Source organism: Clostridium fessum, assembly GCF_027698965.1.
Lineage (GTDB): Bacteria > Bacillota > Clostridia > Lachnospirales > Lachnospiraceae > Otoolea > Otoolea fessa.
Window position 1 is genome coordinate 99992 of record NZ_JAQEQF010000009.1, and the last position, 19786, is coordinate 119777.

The 19786-nt window shown below is 50.2% G+C and carries 14 protein-coding genes and 1 other RNA gene; 13 read left to right on the forward strand and 2 right to left on the reverse strand.

Translation table 11 applies throughout. The features are described 5' to 3' along the window. The first annotated feature begins 291 nt into the window (after positions 1 to 291). From PG862_RS11865 to PG862_RS11900, 8 genes are all read left to right on the forward strand, one after another. The gene (locus PG862_RS11865) at positions 292 to 1299 is read left to right on the forward strand and encodes a deoxyguanosinetriphosphate triphosphohydrolase (RefSeq protein WP_117795145.1); all 1008 of its coding nucleotides are present in this window, start codon (positions 292 to 294) and stop codon (positions 1297 to 1299) included. Positions 1300 to 1309: 10 nt separating this feature from the next. Continuing rightward, on the forward strand, positions 1310 to 3223 hold the full coding sequence (gene dnaG / locus PG862_RS11870) for a DNA primase (RefSeq protein ID WP_107001551.1): 1914 nt from the start codon (positions 1310 to 1312) through the stop codon (positions 3221 to 3223). A 203-nt stretch (positions 3224 to 3426) separates the two neighbouring features. Continuing rightward, a complete protein-coding gene (rpoD, locus tag PG862_RS11875; RefSeq protein WP_022359694.1) occupies positions 3427 to 4542 on the forward strand; it encodes an RNA polymerase sigma factor RpoD in 1116 nt (371 codons plus the stop codon). A gap of 43 nt (positions 4543 to 4585) precedes the next feature. Then, positions 4586 to 5353 carry a tRNA (adenine(22)-N(1))-methyltransferase gene (locus PG862_RS11880; protein WP_107001549.1) on the forward strand — a complete coding sequence of 256 codons (768 nt, stop codon included), beginning with the start codon at positions 4586 to 4588 and terminating at the stop codon, positions 5351 to 5353. Further along, positions 5340 to 6140 (forward strand): Nif3-like dinuclear metal center hexameric protein, encoded by an 801-nt coding sequence (locus PG862_RS11885; protein WP_107001548.1) that lies wholly within the window; start codon positions 5340 to 5342, stop codon positions 6138 to 6140. Before PG862_RS11880 ends, PG862_RS11885 begins: the two co-directional genes overlap by 14 nt. 12 nt (positions 6141 to 6152) lie before the next feature. Continuing rightward, a complete protein-coding gene (locus PG862_RS11890) occupies positions 6153 to 7805 on the forward strand; it encodes a nucleoside kinase (protein ID WP_270707497.1) in 1653 nt (550 codons plus the stop codon). Positions 7806 to 7849: 44 nt separating this feature from the next. Continuing rightward, positions 7850 to 8197, forward strand: an RNA gene (gene rnpB / locus PG862_RS11895) — RNase P RNA component class A. A 100-nt stretch (positions 8198 to 8297) separates the two neighbouring features. Next, positions 8298 to 9725 carry an alanine/glycine:cation symporter family protein gene (locus PG862_RS11900; protein WP_270707500.1) on the forward strand — a complete coding sequence of 476 codons (1428 nt, stop codon included), beginning with the start codon at positions 8298 to 8300 and terminating at the stop codon, positions 9723 to 9725. A gap of 136 nt (positions 9726 to 9861) precedes the next feature. Here PG862_RS11900 and PG862_RS11905 read toward each other — a convergent pair whose 3' ends face one another. Both PG862_RS11905 and pyrB read right to left on the reverse strand, forming a co-directional pair. Beyond that, a complete protein-coding gene (locus PG862_RS11905; protein ID WP_107001545.1) occupies positions 9862 to 10287 on the reverse strand; it encodes an aspartate carbamoyltransferase regulatory subunit in 426 nt (141 codons plus the stop codon). Beyond that, positions 10281 to 11204 (reverse strand): aspartate carbamoyltransferase, encoded by a 924-nt coding sequence (gene pyrB / locus PG862_RS11910; RefSeq protein WP_107001544.1) that lies wholly within the window; start codon positions 11202 to 11204, stop codon positions 10281 to 10283. The genes PG862_RS11905 and pyrB overlap by 7 nt, the downstream gene beginning before the upstream one ends. 419 nt (positions 11205 to 11623) lie before the next feature. Here pyrB and PG862_RS11915 point away from each other — a divergent pair, with 419 nt between their 5' ends. The 5 genes from PG862_RS11915 (at position 11624) to PG862_RS11935 (ending at position 19775) form a co-directional block, all read left to right on the forward strand. Further along, positions 11624 to 12391 (forward strand): ABC transporter ATP-binding protein, encoded by a 768-nt coding sequence (locus tag PG862_RS11915; protein WP_107001543.1) that lies wholly within the window; start codon positions 11624 to 11626, stop codon positions 12389 to 12391. A 155-nt stretch (positions 12392 to 12546) separates the two neighbouring features. After that, a complete protein-coding gene (locus PG862_RS11920; protein ID WP_270707502.1) occupies positions 12547 to 14538 on the forward strand; it encodes a COG1361 S-layer family protein in 1992 nt (663 codons plus the stop codon). A 15-nt stretch (positions 14539 to 14553) separates the two neighbouring features. Further along, on the forward strand, positions 14554 to 15915 hold the full coding sequence (locus PG862_RS11925) for an ABC transporter permease (RefSeq protein WP_118467470.1): 1362 nt from the start codon (positions 14554 to 14556) through the stop codon (positions 15913 to 15915). A 129-nt stretch (positions 15916 to 16044) separates the two neighbouring features. After that, positions 16045 to 16554, forward strand: coding sequence for an SEC-C metal-binding domain-containing protein (locus PG862_RS11930; protein WP_270707503.1), 510 nt, complete (start codon positions 16045 to 16047; stop codon positions 16552 to 16554). Between the two features lie 143 nt (positions 16555 to 16697). Continuing rightward, positions 16698 to 19775: an insulinase family protein gene (locus PG862_RS11935; RefSeq protein WP_270707505.1), complete on the forward strand. Its 3078-nt coding sequence runs from the start codon at positions 16698 to 16700 to the stop codon at positions 19773 to 19775. The last annotated feature ends 11 nt before the right edge of the window (positions 19776 to 19786 follow it).

A 19786-nucleotide genomic window follows, 5' to 3' on the forward strand; every position in this document is an offset into this window, starting at 1 on the left:
CCATCAGGGACAGCCGTTACGTTTTGTATGTATGATAGTAAAGAGAGGATGTCTGTATTCAAAAGAACAGATGTTTTCTCTTTTTCATTCTAAGCCCCTTTGTTCAATAGATGGAAATAAGTAGTCATAATTCCCCTTCTTTCCACATAAAATAAAAAAAGAAAATAGAAAAAGATCAAAAATCCATGGAAAACCTCTGTCCCAAATTACAAAAATATGATATTATTATAAGATAATGGGCGAACTTTCGAATTTATTCCGTAAATTATTCTGAATAAAGGTGGGATCTGGATGAATATCAGAGAAACGATCGAAAAATGGGAACAGGAAACCCTGAGTCCGTATGCGTCGCTGAGTGCGAATACACGGGGACGGGAGCGGAAAGAACCGCTCTGCGACATCCGGCCAGAGTATCAGCGCGATCGCGACCGTATTCTGCACAGCAAATCGTTCCGGCGTCTGAAACAGAAAACGCAGGTTTTTCTGGCGCCGGAGGGCGACCATTACCGGACGCGCCTGACGCACACGCTGGAAGTATCGCAGATAGCGCGCACGATCGCGAAAGCGCTGCGGCTGAATGAGTCTCTGGCGGAGGCGATCGCGCTGGGGCACGATCTGGGACATACGCCGTTTGGTCATTCGGGGGAGGCGGTGCTCAACCGGCTCTGCAGCGAGGGGTTCGCGCATTATCAGCAGAGTGTCCGCATTGTGGAGGTGCTGGAGCAGAAGGGGCAGGGGCTGAACCTGACCTGGGAGGTTCGCAACGGGATCCTGAACCACCGGACGAGCGGTCATCCGGCGACGCTGGAAGGGAATGTTGTGCGGCTTTCAGATAAAATTGCCTACATAAACCATGATATAGATGATGCGATCCGGGGAAAGATCATGAAGGAAGAGGATTTGCCGCGGGAGTACACGGACATTCTGGGAAACAGTGTGCATGAGCGGCTGAATATCATGATCCACGACATCATCGAGCACAGCCAGGACAAGCCGGAGGTGGCGATGTCACCGGAACGCGAGGAGGCGATGCACGGGCTGCGCCGCTGGATGTTTGACCATGTCTACCATGACGGGATTGCGAAAGCGGAGGAAGGGCGCGCACAGCAGATGATCGAGATGCTGTATGGATATTATATGGCGCATCCGGAGGAACTTCCGGAAGAATCCCACCGGATTATGGAGATAAGAAATGAGACGAAAGAGCGCGCGGTATGCGATTATATCGCGGGTATGACAGATATTTACGCGATTGACCGGTTTAAGGAATTGTTTATTCCGAAAGCCTGGAGCGTATAAGGAGGAAGAAATGTATTATCCGGAAGAGGTAATCGAGGAAGTCAGAATGCGTAGCGACATTGTGGATGTGATTTCCGGATACGTGAAGCTGCAGAAGAAGGGAAGCAACCTGTTTGGACTCTGCCCGTTTCATCATGAGAAATCGCCATCCTTTTCGGTGTCGCCGTCCAAGCAGATGTACCACTGCTTTGGCTGCGGTGTCAGCGGCAATGTGATTACGTTTGTGATGGAATATGAAAATTATTCATTCCGCGAGGCGGTTGAGATGCTGGCGGACCGTTCGGGCGTGAAACTGCCGAAGATGGAATATTCTAAAGAGGCAAAGGCGAAGGCGGACCGCAAGGCGGCGCTTCTGGAGATCAATAAGCTGGCAGCCAATTATTTTTATTACCAGCTCAAGCAGCCGCAGGGAAAGATAGGATATGATTATCTGGTAAAGCGGAAGCTGACGGATGAGACGATCCGGCGGTTCGGACTGGGATTTTCCAATAAAATCAGCGACGATCTGTATCGGTATCTGAAAAGCAAGGGCTATGAGGACGAGCTTTTAAAGGATACGGGGCTGGTAACAATTGAGGAGCGCGGCGCCAGGGACAAGTTCTGGAACCGTGTCATGTTTCCGATCATGGATGTCAACAGCCGGGTGATCGGGTTTGGCGGTCGTGTCCTCGGGGATGGAGAACCGAAATACTTAAATTCACCGGAGACGATGCTGTTTGACAAAAGCCGGAATCTATACGGACTTAATTACGCGCGTACTTCGAGAAAGAAATATATGATGCTCTGCGAGGGCTACATGGATGTGATTTCCATGCACCAGGCGGGTTATACGAACGCGGTCGCATCGCTGGGAACGGCGCTGACCGAGCAGCATGCGGCGCTTCTGAAGCGGTATACGGATCAGGTCATTCTGACCTACGACAGCGATGGCGCGGGCGTCAAGGCGGCGCTACGGGCGATTCCGATCCTCAAGCGGGCAGGAATTTCAACCAAGGTATTGAATATGCGTCCGTATAAGGATCCAGATGAATTTATGAAAAACCTGGGAGCAGAGGAGTTTGAAAAGCGGATCGAGACGGCTAGAAACAGCTTTCTCTATGAGATCGATGTGCTGAAAGCCGGCTTTGATATGGAAGATCCGGAGCAGAAGACGGCATTTTACAATCAGACGGCGCGCAAGCTGCTTGAATTTGGCGAGGCGCTGGAGCGGGATAATTATATACAGGCGGTTTCGCGGGAATACTTTATCAATTATGAAGATCTGCGGCGGCTGGTCAACCAGCTCGGAAGCCGGTATGGCGTCGGGGAGACGGCAGCAGGCGGATATGCAGGTCGCTATGGTGATTCATATAGAACCGGAAATACGACTGGTGCGGTACAAAACAGGGAGGTAGGCGGAAGCGTCGGCAGTGCCGGGGCAATGGCGGAAAACCGCGGTGCTGGAAATGCAGAGTTTCCGGGAAATACGGGACCGGCGGTGAGACCGGTGGGCAGGAAGAAGGAGAAGGACGAGGGCATCCGCCGTTCAGAACGCCTGCTTCTTACATGGCTGATTGAAGAACCATCGCTGTATGCCCGGATCAAGGACATCATCGGACCGGAGGATTTTGTAAAACCACTTTATAAAGAAGCAGCAAAAGCTGTATTTGAGGGTCTGGAAGCTGGAAATGTCAATCCGGCGGCGATTTTGAACCGCTTTATCGACGACGAGGGCAATTATAAAGAAGTCGCGGCGCTTTTCAATGCAAGTCTGGAAGAATCCTTAAACAATGAGGAGCAGAAAAAGGCATTTGCGGAGACGGTGCGCCGGATCAAGAAGAACAGCCTCGACGATCAGATCCGGCGGGCGTCGGATTTGAATGAGCTGCAGCGGCTCATACGGGAACAGGCGGGATTGCCTTCGCTCGTAATTACGTTGGAGTGATTGCGGATTGGGAAAATTGGGTTACTGTACACGGGTAGGCACTTTTGAAACCGAAAGTGCCGTAAGAAAACGTGGTGGCAGCAGGAATTTGCCGTATTGAAATGCGAAGCCACGGCAAATTCCGTTACTGGACACGTATGCGTGTTCAGTAACAAAATTGGAAATGGTCGGGCAGGTTCTGAGGATGGAAGGAAGGACGAACTATGGAAGAGAAAAAAGTTACATTTGAAGAAAAACTCACACAGCTTCTGGAATTGGCAAAAACAAAGAAAAATGTACTGGACAATAAAGAAATATTGAATTATTTCCATGGTGAGATACTGAGCCCGGAACAGCTCGATCAGATCTATGATTTTCTGGAAAATCATCATGTAGACGTTCTCCGGATGGATGACGATGAGGACATGGAGCCAGAACTTTTTGAAGACGGCGAGGAGGAGGAGCCGATCGACGTGGACAACCTGGATCTCAGCATCCCGGATGGCGTCAGCCTCGATGATCCAGTTCGGATGTATCTGAAAGAGATCGGAAAAGTGCCGCTGCTTTCCCCGGAAGAGGAAATTGAACTGGCGAAGCGGATGGAGCTGGGAGATGAAAATGCCAGAAAACGTCTGGCGGAGGCGAATCTGCGCCTGGTTGTCAGCATTGCGAAGCGCTATGTCGGCAGAGGTATGCAGTTCCTTGACCTGATTCAGGAAGGAAATCTGGGTCTTATCAAGGCGGTTGAAAAATATGATTATTCAAAAGGATTTAAGTTCAGCACCTATGCAACCTGGTGGATCCGTCAGGCGATCACGCGCGCGATCGCGGATCAGGCGCGGACGATCCGGATTCCGGTTCACATGGTGGAGACGATCAATCGTCTGATCCGGACTTCCAGACAGCTTTTACAGGAACTTGGACGGGAACCTACCCCGGAGGAGATCGCGGAAAAGATGGAGATGCCGGTTGAGCGTGTGCGGGAGATCATGAAGATTTCACAGGATCCGGTTTCCTTGGAGACACCGATCGGCGAGGAGGAAGACAGTCATCTGGGCGATTTCATTCAGGACGATCATGTGCAGGTTCCGGTCGATGCGGCAACCTATACATTGCTGCATGAACAGCTCATGGAAGTGCTCGATACGCTGACCGAGCGGGAGCAGAAGGTGCTGCGTCTGCGCTTTGGCCTGGACGACGGCAGACCGCGCACGCTCGAAGAGGTAGGACGGCAGTTCAATGTCACCCGCGAGCGGATCCGCCAGATCGAGGCGAAAGCGCTGCGGAAGCTGCGCCATCCGAGCCGGAGCAAAAAATTGAAGGATTATCTGGATGAATGATCTGGAAAGAAGAAATAAAAAGTAGAACACAGGAGAATAAATCATGCGGACAGAAGTAAAACTCTCGAAGCGTCTGGAACGGATCGCTTCTTTTGTACAGCCGGGCAGCCGGGTGGCAGATATCGGCACCGATCACGGTTATGTGCCGATCTGGCTGGTGCAGAAGGGCGTGTGCCCGTCGGCATTGGCGATGGATGTGCGGAAAGGCCCGCTGGAGCGGGCGGAAGAACACGTGGAAGAGGTGGGGCTTTCCGGGAAAATTGAACTGCGCCTGTCAGACGGACTGGCAAAATTGAAGGCAGGCGAGGCAGACACAGTTGTGATCGCAGGAATGGGCGGAAAACTGACCTGCCGGATTCTGGAACAGGGACGCCATGTGTGGGAGAATTGGAGCGAGGGAAAAGAACGCCTGATTCTGTCGCCGCAGTCGGAGCAGGACGAAGTGCGTCATTTTCTGGAAAAACAGGGATTTTCGATTCTCCGAGAAGCGATGCTGACGGACGAGGGAAAATATTACATAGTGATAGAAGCGGCGCGAGGCACGATGCGGCCGGGGAGAGAGCAGGATTACCGTTTTGGAGCCGATTTGATCCGGAAGAAAGATCCGGTGCTGCTTGCGTATCTGGAGAAAGAAGAGAAGATGACGCGGCAGGTGCTGGCAGGGCTGACAGAAAATGATGCCCAGAACAAGAAGAGAACTTTAGAAGCCAGTGAAGCGGGAGAGACGGCGATCAGCCGCCGTGGAGCGCGCATCAACGAACTGACCGCCTATCTGGCGCTGATAGAGGAGACGAGACATGAAATGCAGTGAGATTATCAAGATCCTGGAAACACTTTCGCCGCGCAGCATGGCATGTGACTGGGACAATCCGGGGCTTTTAGCGGGGCGCAGCGGGAAGGAAGTGAAGACGATCTTTCTGGCGGTGGACGCCACCGATTCTGTGATTGAGCAGGCAGAGCAGGCGGGGGCGGATATGATTTTGACGCACCATCCGCTTATTTTCAAAGGAATCAAGCAGGTGTCCGATCAGAATTTCATCGGCAGAAGAGTCCTGCGGATGATTCAGGATGATATTTCCTACTATGCGATGCACACCAATTTTGACGCGGCGCCGGGCTGCATGGCAGATCTGGCGGCAAAGAAGCTGGGATTGACGGATTGTGAGGTTTTAGAGAAAATGGGAGAGACCGGGGACGGCACTTCCTACGGAATCGGATGCACTGGACGATTCGAACAGCCGATGACGCTGCAGGCAGCTGCCGAGCGGGTCAAGGAGGCATTTGGACTGCCGTATGCGGCGGTATTCGGTAAGCTGGACGGTGAGGCAGTGATTCAGAAAGCGGCGGTCTGCCCGGGTGCGGGCGGAAGCACGATGGGAGAGGCGCTGGCAGCCGGGGCGCAGGTTTATATCACAGGAGATATCAGCCACCATGAAGGAATCGACGCGGTTGCACAGGGCATGGCGGTCATCGACGCTGGACATTATGGAATTGAACACATTTTTACTGAATTTATGGAGAAATATCTGATGGGGAAGCTGGGAGACGCCGTGAAGGTTGTGCGGGAGAAACCGGCGTTTCCAATCCAGATTGTTTAGGGAGGGGATTACATGCCGGAAGTACGGATTGGGAGTGAGATAAAAACATATCCGCAGGGAACCGCCTATGCGGAGATTGCGGAGGAATATCAGAAGAATTACGAGAATGATATTCTTCTGGTCTCGGTAAATGGACGGCTGCGGGAGCTGCATAAAACACTGCAGAAGGACTGCCAGATGGAATTTATCACAGCGGCAGATACGGCTGGCTATCTGGCATATCAGAGAAGTGCCGTCTTTCTGATGATGAAAGCCTTTCAGAATGTGGCAGGCAGGGAAAATGTGAAAAATATCACGGTCTGCTTTTCTGTTGAAAATGGCCTGTATGTGGAGGTGGAAGGCAGGGTAACACTCAGCCAGGAGCTCTTAGACCGTGTGAAAGCGGAGATGAAGCGCCTGTCTGAGCAGGATCTGCCGCTGCAGAAACGGAGTGAAAATACGGATGAGGCGATGGATCATTTCCAGGAGCAGGGCATGTATGACAAGGCGCGTTTGTTCAATTACCGGCGGGCGTCGCGGGTCAATGTTTACCGGCTTGGCGATTATGACGACTATTTCTACGGATATATGGTCATGAGCACCCGGTATCTCAAATATTTTGATTTACAGATGTACGAGGAAGGATTTATCCTGCGTCTGCCGAACAAGAAGCAGCCGAAGGCGATTCAGCCGTTCCATCCGCAGAAAAAACTGTTTGATGTCCAGCAGGAGGCGGAAAGGCTCGGTCACAAGCTCGGTGTGTTTGACGTGGGAACACTCAACGATACGATCGCGCGGGGGCGCATGAACGACCTGATCCTGATGCAGGAGGCGCTGCAGGAAAAGAAGATCGGAGATATTGCGGAGCAGATTTATGAGAGCGGACGCAAACTGATCATGATTGCAGGACCGTCCTCTTCGGGAAAAACGACCTTTTCACACCGTTTGTCGATTCAGCTCGCCGCGCTGGGAATGAAACCGCATCCGATCGCGGTGGACAATTATTTTGTCAACCGTGTGGACAGCCCGCGGGATGAAAATGGAAATTACGATTATGAGGCATTAAACTGCATCGATGTGAAACAGTTTAATGAAGATATGGAAGCACTTCTGGCGGGAAAACGCGTGGAGCTGCCGGTTTACAACTTTGTCAAGGGCGAGCGCGAATATAAGGGCGATTTTCTGCAGCTTGGGGCGGAGGATATTTTGGTCATCGAGGGAATTCACTGTTTGAATGATGATTTGTCGTATTCACTGCCGCGTGATAAGAAATTTAAGATTTATATCAGTGCGCTGACTCAGTTAAATATCGACGATCACAACCGCGTTCCGACGACGGACGGACGTCTGATCCGGCGGATGGTCCGCGATGCGAGAACGCGCGGTGCGTCGGCACAGGACACGATCCGGATGTGGGATTCCGTACGCCGGGGCGAGGAGCGGAATATTTTCCCGTATCAGGAAGAGGCGGATGCGATGTTCAACTCTGCGTTTTTATATGAGCTTTCGGTGCTCAAACAGTATGCGGAGCCGATCTTATATAGTGTTCCGCGTGATTCGGCGGAGTACAACGAGGCGAAGCGGCTGCTCAAATTTCTCGATTATTTTCTGGGTGTCAGCAGCGAACAGGTGCCGCACAATTCGATTGTGCGCGAATTTATCGGCGGAAGCTGTTTTAAAGTATGATTGACTGGACAAATGCCTGAAAATATGGTAGAGTTAGGATGTTTTGAGTAAGACAGATGGTCGCGGCTGCAGAACCGAAAGGCTGCAGGTGAGGAAAGTCCGGGCTTCACAGGGCAGGATGCCAGATAACGTCTGGTGGAGGCGACTCCAAGGACAGTGCAACAGAAATGTACCGCCCGGTTTACCGGGTAAGGGTGGAAGGGCAGTGTAAGAGACTACCGCCCGGCTGGTAACAGCCGGGGCACATGTAAACCCCATCCGAAGCAAGACCGAACAGAGAGCGCAAGGCGGCCCGTCTGCTCTCGGGTAGGTCGCTTGAGCCTGCTGGCGACAGCAGGACTAGATAGATGACCATTCAACGACATAACCCGGCTTACCGTTTTGCTCAAATCATTTAAGAGGGCTGTTGCCGAATGCAGATACCAAAGAGCATCTTTATCCGGCAGCGGCTCTTTTTTCTATATTGCATACAAAAGAAAAGGGGGAAATTTTATGTTAGAAGGATTTGCATCACTCGTTGGTGTGATCAGCAATGTTATGTACAGCTATCTGTTGATTATCATGCTGCTGGCGGTCGGACTGTATTTCACACTCCGAAGCCGTTTCGTACAGCTCCGTCTGCTTCCGGAATCAATCCGGGTAGTCGGAGAAAAGACAGACAGCAACTCCGTATCCGCATTTCAGGCGCTGATGGTATCGACGGCGAGCCGCGTCGGCACAGGCAATATCGTAGGTGTAGCCAATGCGATCGCCATCGGCGGTTACGGCGCGGTGTTCTGGATGTGGCTGATCGCGATTGTGGGCGGCGCATCGGCTTTTGTTGAGAGCACGCTGGCACAGATTTATAAGAAGCGCGACGCATCCGGCGGAAGCTACGGAGGTCCGTCTTATTATATCGAGGCGGCGCTGAAGAGCCGTGCGCTGGGCGTTGTCTTCGCGATTGCCCTGATTGCTACTTATGCTGGCGGTTTTAATATGCTGGCGTCTTTTAACCTGATTGACAGCATGTCGAATTACGGCTTTTACCATCAATTTATGATGGGGGACAGGAGCCTGGTTCCGATGATCGGCGGCGCCATTCTGGCGATTCTGGTCGGCATCTGTATCATAGGCGGCGGAAAACAGATTGTCCGCATTACCGGCGTGCTGGTTCCGTTTATGGGCGTTTTCTACATCCTGATGGCGATTGCGGTCATGATCTTAAACATCGGAAGACTCCCGGAGGTATTTGTCAATATCTTCTCCAATGCCTTTGATTTCAAGGCGATCTTCGGCGGATTTGCAGGTTCTGCCATGATGCAGGGAATCAAGAGAGGTCTGTATTCCAACGAGGCGGGTGTTGGTTCTGCACCGAACGCGGCGGCAGCAGCCAATGTCAGCCATCCGGTTAAGCAGGGACTGGTACAGATGCTTTCCGTCTTTATCGATACAATCCTCATCTGTACGGCAACAGCGATGATGTGCCTCTGCACCGGTATCGTTCCGTCCGAAGAACTGAAAGGCGCTCCGTTCGTACAGGAATCTTTGGGAACGGTATTTGGCGTGATTGGACCGTATTTCATTACATTTGCACTTCTTTTGTTTGCATTTACGACACTGCTCGGCAACCTGTTCTACTGTGAGGGATGTCTCAACTACATCGCACGCCGTACGCTGAAAAACAAAGAAATGAACGTGTTCCGCCTGTTTGCGGTGGTAGTTGTCTTCATCGGCGCACAGCTCCAGTTCGGTCTGGTATGGGATCTCGCGGATGTCCTCATGGGTATCATGGCGATCATCAACCTGCCGGTTATCGTGATTCTGGGAAATACAGCGCTCAAATGTCTGGATGATTACCTGGTGCAGAAAAAGGAAGGCAAGAATCCGTGCTTCAAGGCTGAGAGTATCGGGCTGGAAGGTAAGACAGAGTTCTGGAATTAAGATGTTCAAGGGTAGGCACTTTTGGAATCTATAATCTGGAAAATAATAAAAAGCCATGAAATCGCTTATGATCTGTAAATCTACAGAAAAGTCGTTCATGGCTTTTTTGATATTCATTTGATATATTCAGGAGAATTTACAGCGAATACTTCTCATCACAGTACTGGCAGCGGTATACCTCTTTTTCCTCATCCGCGAGATAGAAGATATGCGGAAGCTCCTGCTCGATCGAGGTAATGCAGCGCGGGTTCTTGCAGTGGATGACATTCGTGATTTTTTTCGGCATCTTGACATTTTTTTTCTCTACGATTTTTCCATCCTTGATGATGTTGATCGTGATACGGTGATCGATGTAGCCGAGCACATCAACATTTACCAGATCAAGGCTGCCGTCGATCTTGATGATGTCCTTGCGTCCCATCTTGCTGCTGCGCGCATTTTTGATAATAGCCACCTGGCAGTCCAGCTTGTCCAGCCCCAGTTTAAAGTAAATATCCATACTGCGTCCTGCCTGGATGTGGTCCAGAACAAAACCTTCTTTTAATCCGCTGATATTTAACATGGTTTTTCCACCTCCAGTAAAGTCATGATCAGAGCCATACGGACGTATACGCCGTACTGAACCTGTTTGAAGTAAGCGGCACGCGGGTCGTTGTCCACCTCAACGGAAATCTCATTGACACGCGGAAGCGGATGGAGCACAAACATATCATCACGGGCAAGCTCCATCTTCTTTTTGTCGAGAATGTAGCAGTCTTTCATACGGATGTAATCTTCCTCGTTGAAGAAACGCTCTCTCTGGACACGTGTCATGTAGAGAATATCAAGCTCCGGCATCGCCTCATCCAGGTTTTCCACCTCTTTGTACTCGATTCCCTTTGCATTCAGTGTATCCTCAATGATATAATCCGGGACGCGCAGTTCCGGCGGGGAAATGAGGACGAAACGGATGCCTGTGTAGCGGGACAGCGCATTGATTAAGGAGTGAACCGTGCGTCCGAATTTTAAATCGCCGCACAGACCGACTGTTAAATTGTTCAGGCGTCCTTTTAAAGAACGGATCGTCATCAGATCGGTCAAGGTCTGCGTCGGATGCTGGTGACCGCCGTCGCCGGCATTGATAACCGGGATGGAAGAGTGCAGGGAAGCAACCATCGGCGCACCTTCCTTCGGGTGGCGCATCGCGCAGATATCTGCGAAGCAGGAGATAACGCGGATGGTATCTGCCACACTCTCGCCCTTGGAAGCAGAGCTTGAATCGGCAGAAGCAAAGCCAAGAACCCGTCCCCCTAAGTTCAGCATAGCAGCCTCAAAACTTAAGCGTGTACGGGTGCTTGGCTCATAAAACAGAGTCGCGATTTTCTTTCCGTCGCAGACGTGTGCATATTTGGCTGGATTGGCTTCGATATCGGAAGCGAGATCCAGAAGCTGGTCGATCTCCTCAACGGAAAAATCCAGTGGATTCAGCAAATGTCTCATTTGATTCTCCTTCTCTATTCGTATTAGCATATTTTTCCCAACTATTATAAAACATTTCCAGATGGATTGCTATAGCTTTTAATGATCTGTGATATAAAAAATATGAATAGGGGGGATAGAAAATATGGACAATGTGATGACGGCTGGAAGATTACCTGCGATGAAATAGGAAATAAAAATGACTTTCCAGGGCAAAATAGATTAGCGTAAGGAACGGTCAGACAGGGTGAAAAATCTGGTAAGAAAAGCGTAAGGAACATTAAGAAAAATAAGGTAGGAGAATTGAAACAAATCCGGTATAATGTAGAAAGAAGAACTGGAATTGCAATGGTTGAAACTTGTATAAATCCAGGTTGTCAGGAATGGATTTCGATGGAATATTCAGGAGCATGAAATAAGTTAGAAAATGGAGAAGGCTGATGGAAGAGCGGAAAGTGCCGGGGAAGAATGAACTCCGGAAACGGGAACCTGTCATACAGGTAAAAAATCTATATAAAGTCTACCGCGTCGGCGAGACGAAGGTATACGCGCTGAACGGCGTTGATTTTACGATGTACCGTGGCGAATTCTGTGCGATTGTAGGTACCTCCGGTTCGGGTAAATCTACCTTATTGAATATGCTGGCGGGGCTGGAGAAGCCGACGAAGGGCGAGATTGTCATAGCCGGACAGCACATAGAAAAATTAAACGAGAACCAGCTGGTGGCATTCCGCCGGGAGCGGGTCGGATTTATCTTCCAGTCATATAACCTGCTCGGTACGATGAATGCGGTTGAAAATGTAGCGCTTCCGCTGTCCTTCCGCGGTGTGCCGCGCGTCAGGCGCCGGGAGATGGCGGAAAAATATCTGAAAATGGTCGGACTGGAAAAAGTCGGCGATCATATGCCGAACCAGATGTCCGGCGGGCAGCAGCAGCGTGTCGGCATCGCACGGGCGCTGGTGGTACATCCAGAGATCATTTTTGCAGACGAGCCGACTGGAAATCTGGATTCGCACACGACGATGGATGTGCTGAAACTGATGCAGCGGATCGTCCGGGAACAGAACCAGACGCTGGTTATGGTTACGCATGATAACCATCTGGCGGCGTATGCGGACCGGATTTTCCATATTATCGATGGTAAGATTGTGAAGATAGAGGAGAATCGGCAAATGGGCAAGGAAGATGGGAAAATAGAGGAAATTTAAGAGAGCGAAAGACGGAGCAGATATGAAATAGACAGATAAAAATAGAGTGTTGGCTGTGTCTGGAATTTAGAAGGCTAAAACACAGGAATGCTGACGATAGAATGAGAAATTGATAAAAGCAGCATTTAATGTGAGAGGATATGGAGGTATGAAAAATGAGAGGTATGAGAAAGTGGAAGAGATGGGCGGTGTTTTTGCTGCTTTTTGTGGTGCTGGCAGTGGGAGGAAGCCGGACAGCGCAGGCGGAGATGCTGGATATGACAAAATATAACAATGATTTAATTACCGTCAGCAAAGTGCCGCACGGAAAGGCCGGAAATAAAATTTCGATTAAGATGACGGTTCATAATATACATGAGAAAAGGGATCAGGAATTAAAGGAAATTTGGCTGGCAAATGCGGAAGAATTTGATGATTTAATGACAGAAAATTTTGGAGAATCCGATGATGCGGATGAGAGTGATGATAGCGATGCTATCAGATGGTATTCAAAATCATTTCCGTTTGAAACGGATTCAAATTCATTTAAGCCAAAAGCTATAAATGTAAAAGCAGGTACTTCAAAAACTGTTAGTTTAAGTTATAAACTACGCAGAGATTTACCGGCCGGCTATTATCAGGCATTCTTTTTTATTGGACAAAAGGGAAAGGATAAGACCGCGGTTGGTGTCAACATCTGGGTATCCGCCTACGATGGTTCCTCCACCGAGGAAGACGACAACACGAAGCTGGATTACGATTTTTCCATCGGCGATAACCAGCAGACGCCGTATGCGGGGTACAATCAGGTCATGGATTTTGGCGTGAACCTGACCAATACGGGACTTAAAAAGGTTTACGATGTCCGCGTGGATATGCAGCTTGACGCCGATATAACAAAATTCCCGTTTGATATCAATGAGGGCAACTACAACCGTAAAATGGGGGATATGGAATCAGGGCAGATGGTGACGGTTCCGTACAGCATGATGGTGCGTGAGGACGTAAAATCGGGCTTTTTCCCGATTCACTATCTGGTTACATACCGCGAAGAAGAGGGCGGCGAGTTTTCGGAGCCGGTGGACAAGGTGTTTTACGTGCGCGTCAAGGGAAAAGATGACGATGAGCTGTCGGCGGATGCGGGCGAGCAGGATCGAACCAAGGCGCGTATCATCGTGGACAGCTTCGAGACGATCCCGGCAGAGATCTATGCCGGACAGCCATTTGAACTGCGTGTGCGGATGAAGAATGCGTCTTCGGATGTGGCAGCTTCCAATATTATGTTTACATTTGCTTCGGAAGAAGTTGAAAATACGCCGATCTTTACATCCGAGAGCGGTTCCACCTCCGTAGTTGTCAATAACATGGCGCCGGGGGCGACGGCGGATCTCTCGATGGTGTTCAAGGCGGCGCCGACGGCGGAGCAGAAATCATACCGCATGACGATTCAGGAGCAGTACGACAGCCCGGAATTTAAAAATGCCAAGGAAGAAGTCAAAATTGCCCTCCCGGTCAAGCAGGAGCCGCGGCTGAACACCAGCACGATCGATGTGATGCCGGATGCGATCGAGGTTGGTTCTGAGACGAATGTCATGTTTGGCATCAACAACACCGGAAAAGTAATTCTTTACAATGTTATGGCGCGTTTTGAGGCAGATTCTATCCAACCAGCTGACGCTTATGTGGGAAATATCAAGCCGGGCGAAACCGGCAATGTCGATACGATGCTGACCGCGATTGCTCCGACAACCGATGATGGAAAAGTGAAGATTATCATTTCCTATGAGGATGAAAATGGAGTCGTTTCAGAGACTGAAAAAGAAATGCTTCTGAACGTGAGTGAGGCGTTTTCCGATGACGGGATGGACGGCATGGATGGAATGGACAACGGCATGGATGCAGATGCCGATGCGGCGCAAGCGGGCGGCGCTGGGCGGATCGCTCCGATGCTTGTGATCGCTGCGCTGGTGGGCGCAGGTGTCGGTGTAGTTGTCTGGAAGAGGAAAAAGAAGAAAATAGCAGGAGAAAAGGCGCTTGAAGACGAATTAGAAGAGGAACTGGACAATGAGCTGGGCGAGCCGGAAATGACGACAGCAGATGTATCGGAAGACGAAACAAAGGACGTTGAAAAAGAACAAAACGATCATCTGAAAAGAAAGAAAAAATAGAAAGGACCGGTGAAAATGAGATTCAGTGATCTGCTGACGATGAGCGTCAACAACCTGTTTCGCAGAAAGCTCCGTACCTTTCTGACGGTTCTGGGAGTCGTGATTGGTACGGCATCGATCGTTGTCATGGTTTCCATCGGAATAGGACTGAAAGAATTTACCATCAAACAGTATTCTTCCTATGGAAGCCTGACCGCGATTCAGGTATATAATTATAACAATGGAAATTCCAGTGACAAGAAAAATCCGGAAGACAGCTTCATGACGGATGAGACGATGAAGACATTTGAAAAGATTCCGCATGTGACAAGTGCTTATCCGGATCTGAACCTGAATGTGATTATGCGTCAGGGTGCCTACGAGGGAAACGTGCAGCTGCATGGGATCCCCTTGGGAGCGATGAAGAATATCAAGCTGGGAGAAGGAAGCCTGCCGACAACTGAAACGAAGGACATGGAGATGGTAGTCGGAAATATGGTCGCACAGAATTTTAGCAATGCCAAGACAGGAAAAGGTTACTGGGACACCGGGGAGATGCCGGACATCGATTTTATCAACAAACCGATGTTTACGATCTTTGACACGGATGCGTACTATCAGTCCAAGGGAAATTCCAGCGGCGAGGATGGCAGCCAGAAAGTAGCGGCGCCAAAGAAATATATGATGAAAACGGCTGGAATGGTAGCGGGTGGACCGGAAGACTGGAGTGATTACAGCTACGGCGTCTACGTGGATCTGAATAAGCTCAAGACACAGCTGAAACAGATATTTAAGAAAAAGCCGATTCCGGGACAGCCGACCAACAAAAAAGGAAAACCTTACAATTATTTTGTCTATGAAGAAGCGACGGTAAATGTGGACGACATGGATCATGTAATTGAGGTGCAGAAAGCCATCAGCAACATGGGCTACGAGGCAAACAGCCAGATGGAGTGGCTGGAACAGTCCAAGCAGCAGTCTAATATGATTCAGGCAGCCCTCGGCGGCATCGGCGCCGTCTCCCTCCTGGTTGCTGCGATTGGCATCGCCAACACGATGATGATGTCCATCTATGAGCGGACGAAAGAGATTGGCGTGCTGAAAGTGCTGGGATGTTCCCTTGCAACCATCCGAAATATGTTTCTGATTGAGGCAGGTTTTATCGGTTTCATGGGAGGACTCATCGGACTGGCGCTGAGTTTTATGGTTTCCGTGCTGATTAACCAGTTTCTGGCAGCGACTTTTTTATATGGAATGGATGGAAAACTGTCCGTGATCCCGATCTGGCTGGCAGTTCCATCGGTAGGATTTGCCATCATCATCGGCATGGCAGCCGGATTCTTCCCGGCAATGCGCGCGATGAAGCTGAGTCCGCTGGCGGCGATACGGAATGAGTGATACGTTTGCTTATGCGATAAAATAGGCAGATGCCAGTTTTCCTCCTTGCAAATCCCCCCAACTTGTTATATACTTAAATATACTATGTTATTATAGTAATGAAAGAACGAAAAAAGGAAGGAATTACCGATGACACTGTTAGAAAATTGGCGTAATCTGGCATATGGTGACGGACTGGATGATAAAAAGAAAGAGGAACTCTGGTCTGGATATTTTACAATTGAGAAAGGTATCTATGAGCAGATCCTTGCAAACCCGACAGAAGTAGTAGAGGGCACTGTAAAAGAACTGGCTGAGAAGTATGATACAGAAGTTCTGATCATGACAGGCTTTCTGGATGGCATCAATGAGAGCTTAAAGGGCTATGAGAACCCGATTGAGACCATGGACGAGGACACCAAGGTTAAGATCGAGATCGACCCGGAGAAGTTATACTACAACATGGTAGAAGCAAAGGCTACCTGGCTGTATGAGCTTCCGCAGTGGGATGCAATCCTGACTGAGGAGAGAAGAACAGAGCTGTACCGCGAGCAGAAGGCATCTGGCACAGTCCGCAATACACATAAGATTTATCCGAATGATCCGTGTCCATGCGGAAGCGGTAAGAAATATAAGAAGTGCTGCGGAAAGAATAAATAAGAGATTTATGAATCAGAGAAGCACATCCGGAACACAGAGTGAACCGGATGTGTTTTTTTCTATGGAAATATAGGATGTGCTCTTGTATAATAGATATAGAGAAAAGACAGCAGACGAATGATGGCAGGAGGCATGATAAAAGAATGGCAGGTACAAAGCAGTGGAGGGCGGCAGATGGTAGACTGCAGCCGGGATTTCAGACAGCAGGTTTTACATTGAAACAGGTGGGAAAACTGCAGGCGCTGGGAGCGCAGACACTGTATTTTGAACATGAGAAAAGCGGGGCGTCCCTGTTTTATATCAGAAATAAAGATACAAACCGGGGATTCTCGATTTCCTATCGGACACCGCATCTGGATGAGACGGACACGAACCATGTGTTTGAGCATTCGGTACTTGCTTCCTCTGATAAATATCCGAGTAAGGATATTTTTTTTGATCTTTGCAGCAAGACATACCACACATTTGTAAATGCATTTACCTATATACCGTTTACGGCATATCCGGTATGCAGCCAGAGCGAGGAACAGCTCATTAAGATGGCAGATGTGTATTTAAGCTGTATGAAAGCGCCGGGAATCCGGCGGGAACGCCGCTTTTTTGACCGTGAAGCGGTCCGCTATGAGCTGCGCGACCGCAAAAGCCCGATCACGCTGGCAGGGACGGTGTACAGCGAGGATTTCGGTATGCTGAATGATACAGATAATGAGGCACTGCGGAATATCCTGCGGGCGCTGTATCCGGGGGAGACGGCGGCAAATGCGAATGGACAGGCGCACCGTTTTTATAAGGATCTGACGTATGAACATACGATGGAGATGTATGATCGGTTTTATCGGTTCGATAATGCCCTGATTTTGTTGTATGGGGATCTGGACTGGAAACGGTTTCTGGCATTCCTGGATAAAGAGTATCTGTGTGATGCAGAGAAAAGCTATGGAAAAGAAGAAGGATGGAGTTCCCGGTCAGGCAGCGGGCGACAGGAAAATCAGGGAATGCAGAATATAGGGATGAGTGCGTTTTACAGCCCCGAGCCAGATAGTTTGGAAAATGGGGGAGAATCATTCTTCCGTCAGGCAACCGTTCCCAGTCCTGCTTACCGGGGAGACGCATCGGAGAATGCGGCAGTGGTATCGTATGCGATGGATCTGAGCGGCATTTCATGGGGAAAACTGATCCAGTACAGCATCATTGCGGGAATGATGAATGTGGATGGATCGATTTTCAGGGAAAAGCTGCGGACGGCGGGCATCCATTGTGATGCGAGTGCATCGGTGATGATGGAGGCGGAAAAGCCATTTTTTGTTTTCGAAATGACAGACTGCAGTCCGAAGGATGCGGAACGGTTCCGGCAGGTGTCGGATGAGACATTGTGCGAGATGCAGGAGCGCGGGATCGACCCGTCGGTGGTGGAGACGGCGCTCAAGGCGCGGGTAATACATGATTATACAGCAGGCGAAGATACGGATGTATTTGCGGATTCGATCGTGCCGGAAGTCAGCCTGAAATGGGCGCTGACGGGCGATGCGGATGTGTATGCGGATGAGGCGGCAGCCTATGATTCTCTGGATGCAGGGACGGCACAGACGGAGATTCGCCGGTTTGCGGCAGAGCTTGGCGCGGCGAAGCGGCGGGTTCTTGTCACGACGGTTCCGACGCCGGGGATGGCAGAGGCGATGGAGCGGGAGCGAGACGCGTATCTGGCGCAGATGAAGGCGGGGATGAGCGAGGCAGAGCTGGATGCGCTGATTGCAAAGACCCTGGATTTTGATGCGTGGAATGCGTCGGAGTGTTCGAATGCGGATTTTATGATCCGGGTCGATGAGCTTCCGCCGCCGGAAGAGACACCGGAATATCAGATATATGAGATAAATGGGGTTTCGGTCTATGAATCGCCGTCGGATCTGGAAGCGATCAGCTATAACCGTTTATACTTAGATTTGAGCGGCGTGCCGGAAGAGGATCGTTTTTACATTCCTTTATATACAATGTTTGTTTCAGAGCTTGAAAATGGCCGGTATGGCAGAATGGAAAAGGAAAATCAGATTGAACGTTATCTGCATGATTTTTCCATGAATGAGGGACATCCGGAGGCTCGGGCGGGACGAAACAGCCATCCGACGCTGGCGGTCAGCTGGTATGGGATGGCGGAGGATTATGAAGAGAGCCTGTATGTCCTGCTGGAACTCTTATCACATCCACTCTGGAGAGATAAGAATGCGGTTCTTCAGGCATTGGATGAGACGATTCCGTCCTGTGATGAGTCGCGCAGTGATGCGTATTCGCTGGCGGTGCGTCTGGCGGCATCTGGCTATAGCATCAATACGCGGTATCAGGAATATGTCGGCGGACAGGCGTTTTATGAGTTTTTGAAAGAGCTGCGCGGGCACCTGGAACAGGAGGATGCAGCGATCTTCCAGCTGGCAGAGAAGATGGAGGAGGTGCGCGACCGCATCCTACATGGAACAGCGGTGACGATCCTTCATGTTGCACCGAGGGAAAATCTGGAATGGATGAGGAACTGTGCGGGGCGGATTCTTGGAAATCTGCGGGAAGAACGGATGCCAGACCATGAGAGTAAAACGAAAAACGGAGGGGAAAATGCTGGGTATACTTTTCCGGTTCCGGCGCGCAGGGAGGCGGTAATTGTGGAGAGCTCCAGCCAGTATACCGTCTTTTCGGCAGAGCTGAGCGCTGTAGATGGATTTTCTGGGCGGATTCTTCCGTATGTAAATGCGCTGGATGACCGGTATTTTGTGCCGCAGCTCCGTTTTCAGGGCGGTGCCTACAGCGCGTCGTTTTCATTTACGCCGACGATGGATCGGATCGTGGCGAGTACATACCGGGATCCGAAGGTCAGTGAGACGATCGAGGCGATCAGGGCGGCAGCGGGGGTATTGGAAAAACTGCAGCTTTCGGAAGCAGATCGGAATGGATATATTTTAAGCAGTTACGGCAATGCGACGGCGCCGTGCGGATGCCTGGGGCGGCGAATGGCAGCGATGCAGTATGCGTACAATGGTCTGGATATTGTACAGATTCGTCGTTGGACAGAGGAGATCCGTGAGACGACCGCAGAGGATCAGAAAGAGGCGGCGCGGATCATCCGGCGGCTTCTGGAAGAAGCGTGGATTGTGACGACTGGAAATCAGACGGCGATCGAGATGGATCGGGACTGCTTTGACCGGATTCGGGATTTCCGCAGCAAAATGGCTGAATAACCAGATCAATA

Coding starts and splice junctions, on each gene's coding strand:
- PG862_RS11865 (WP_117795145.1), top strand. CDS start 292: ATGAATATCAGAGAAACGATCGAAAAATGGGAACAGGAAACCCTGAGT.
- dnaG (WP_107001551.1), top strand. CDS start 1,310: ATGTATTATCCGGAAGAGGTAATCGAGGAAGTCAGAATGCGTAGCGAC.
- rpoD (WP_022359694.1), top strand. CDS start 3,427: ATGGAAGAGAAAAAAGTTACATTTGAAGAAAAACTCACACAGCTTCTG.
- PG862_RS11880 (WP_107001549.1), top strand. CDS start 4,586: ATGCGGACAGAAGTAAAACTCTCGAAGCGTCTGGAACGGATCGCTTCT.
- PG862_RS11885 (WP_107001548.1), top strand. CDS start 5,340: ATGAAATGCAGTGAGATTATCAAGATCCTGGAAACACTTTCGCCGCGC.
- PG862_RS11890 (WP_270707497.1), top strand. CDS start 6,153: ATGCCGGAAGTACGGATTGGGAGTGAGATAAAAACATATCCGCAGGGA.
- PG862_RS11900 (WP_270707500.1), top strand. CDS start 8,298: ATGTTAGAAGGATTTGCATCACTCGTTGGTGTGATCAGCAATGTTATG.
- PG862_RS11905 (WP_107001545.1), bottom strand. CDS start 10,287: ATGTTAAATATCAGCGGATTAAAAGAAGGTTTTGTTCTGGACCACATC.
- pyrB (WP_107001544.1), bottom strand. CDS start 11,204: ATGAGACATTTGCTGAATCCACTGGATTTTTCCGTTGAGGAGATCGAC.
- PG862_RS11915 (WP_107001543.1), top strand. CDS start 11,624: ATGGAAGAGCGGAAAGTGCCGGGGAAGAATGAACTCCGGAAACGGGAA.
- PG862_RS11920 (WP_270707502.1), top strand. CDS start 12,547: ATGAGAGGTATGAGAAAGTGGAAGAGATGGGCGGTGTTTTTGCTGCTT.
- PG862_RS11925 (WP_118467470.1), top strand. CDS start 14,554: ATGAGATTCAGTGATCTGCTGACGATGAGCGTCAACAACCTGTTTCGC.
- PG862_RS11930 (WP_270707503.1), top strand. CDS start 16,045: ATGACACTGTTAGAAAATTGGCGTAATCTGGCATATGGTGACGGACTG.
- PG862_RS11935 (WP_270707505.1), top strand. CDS start 16,698: ATGGCAGGTACAAAGCAGTGGAGGGCGGCAGATGGTAGACTGCAGCCG.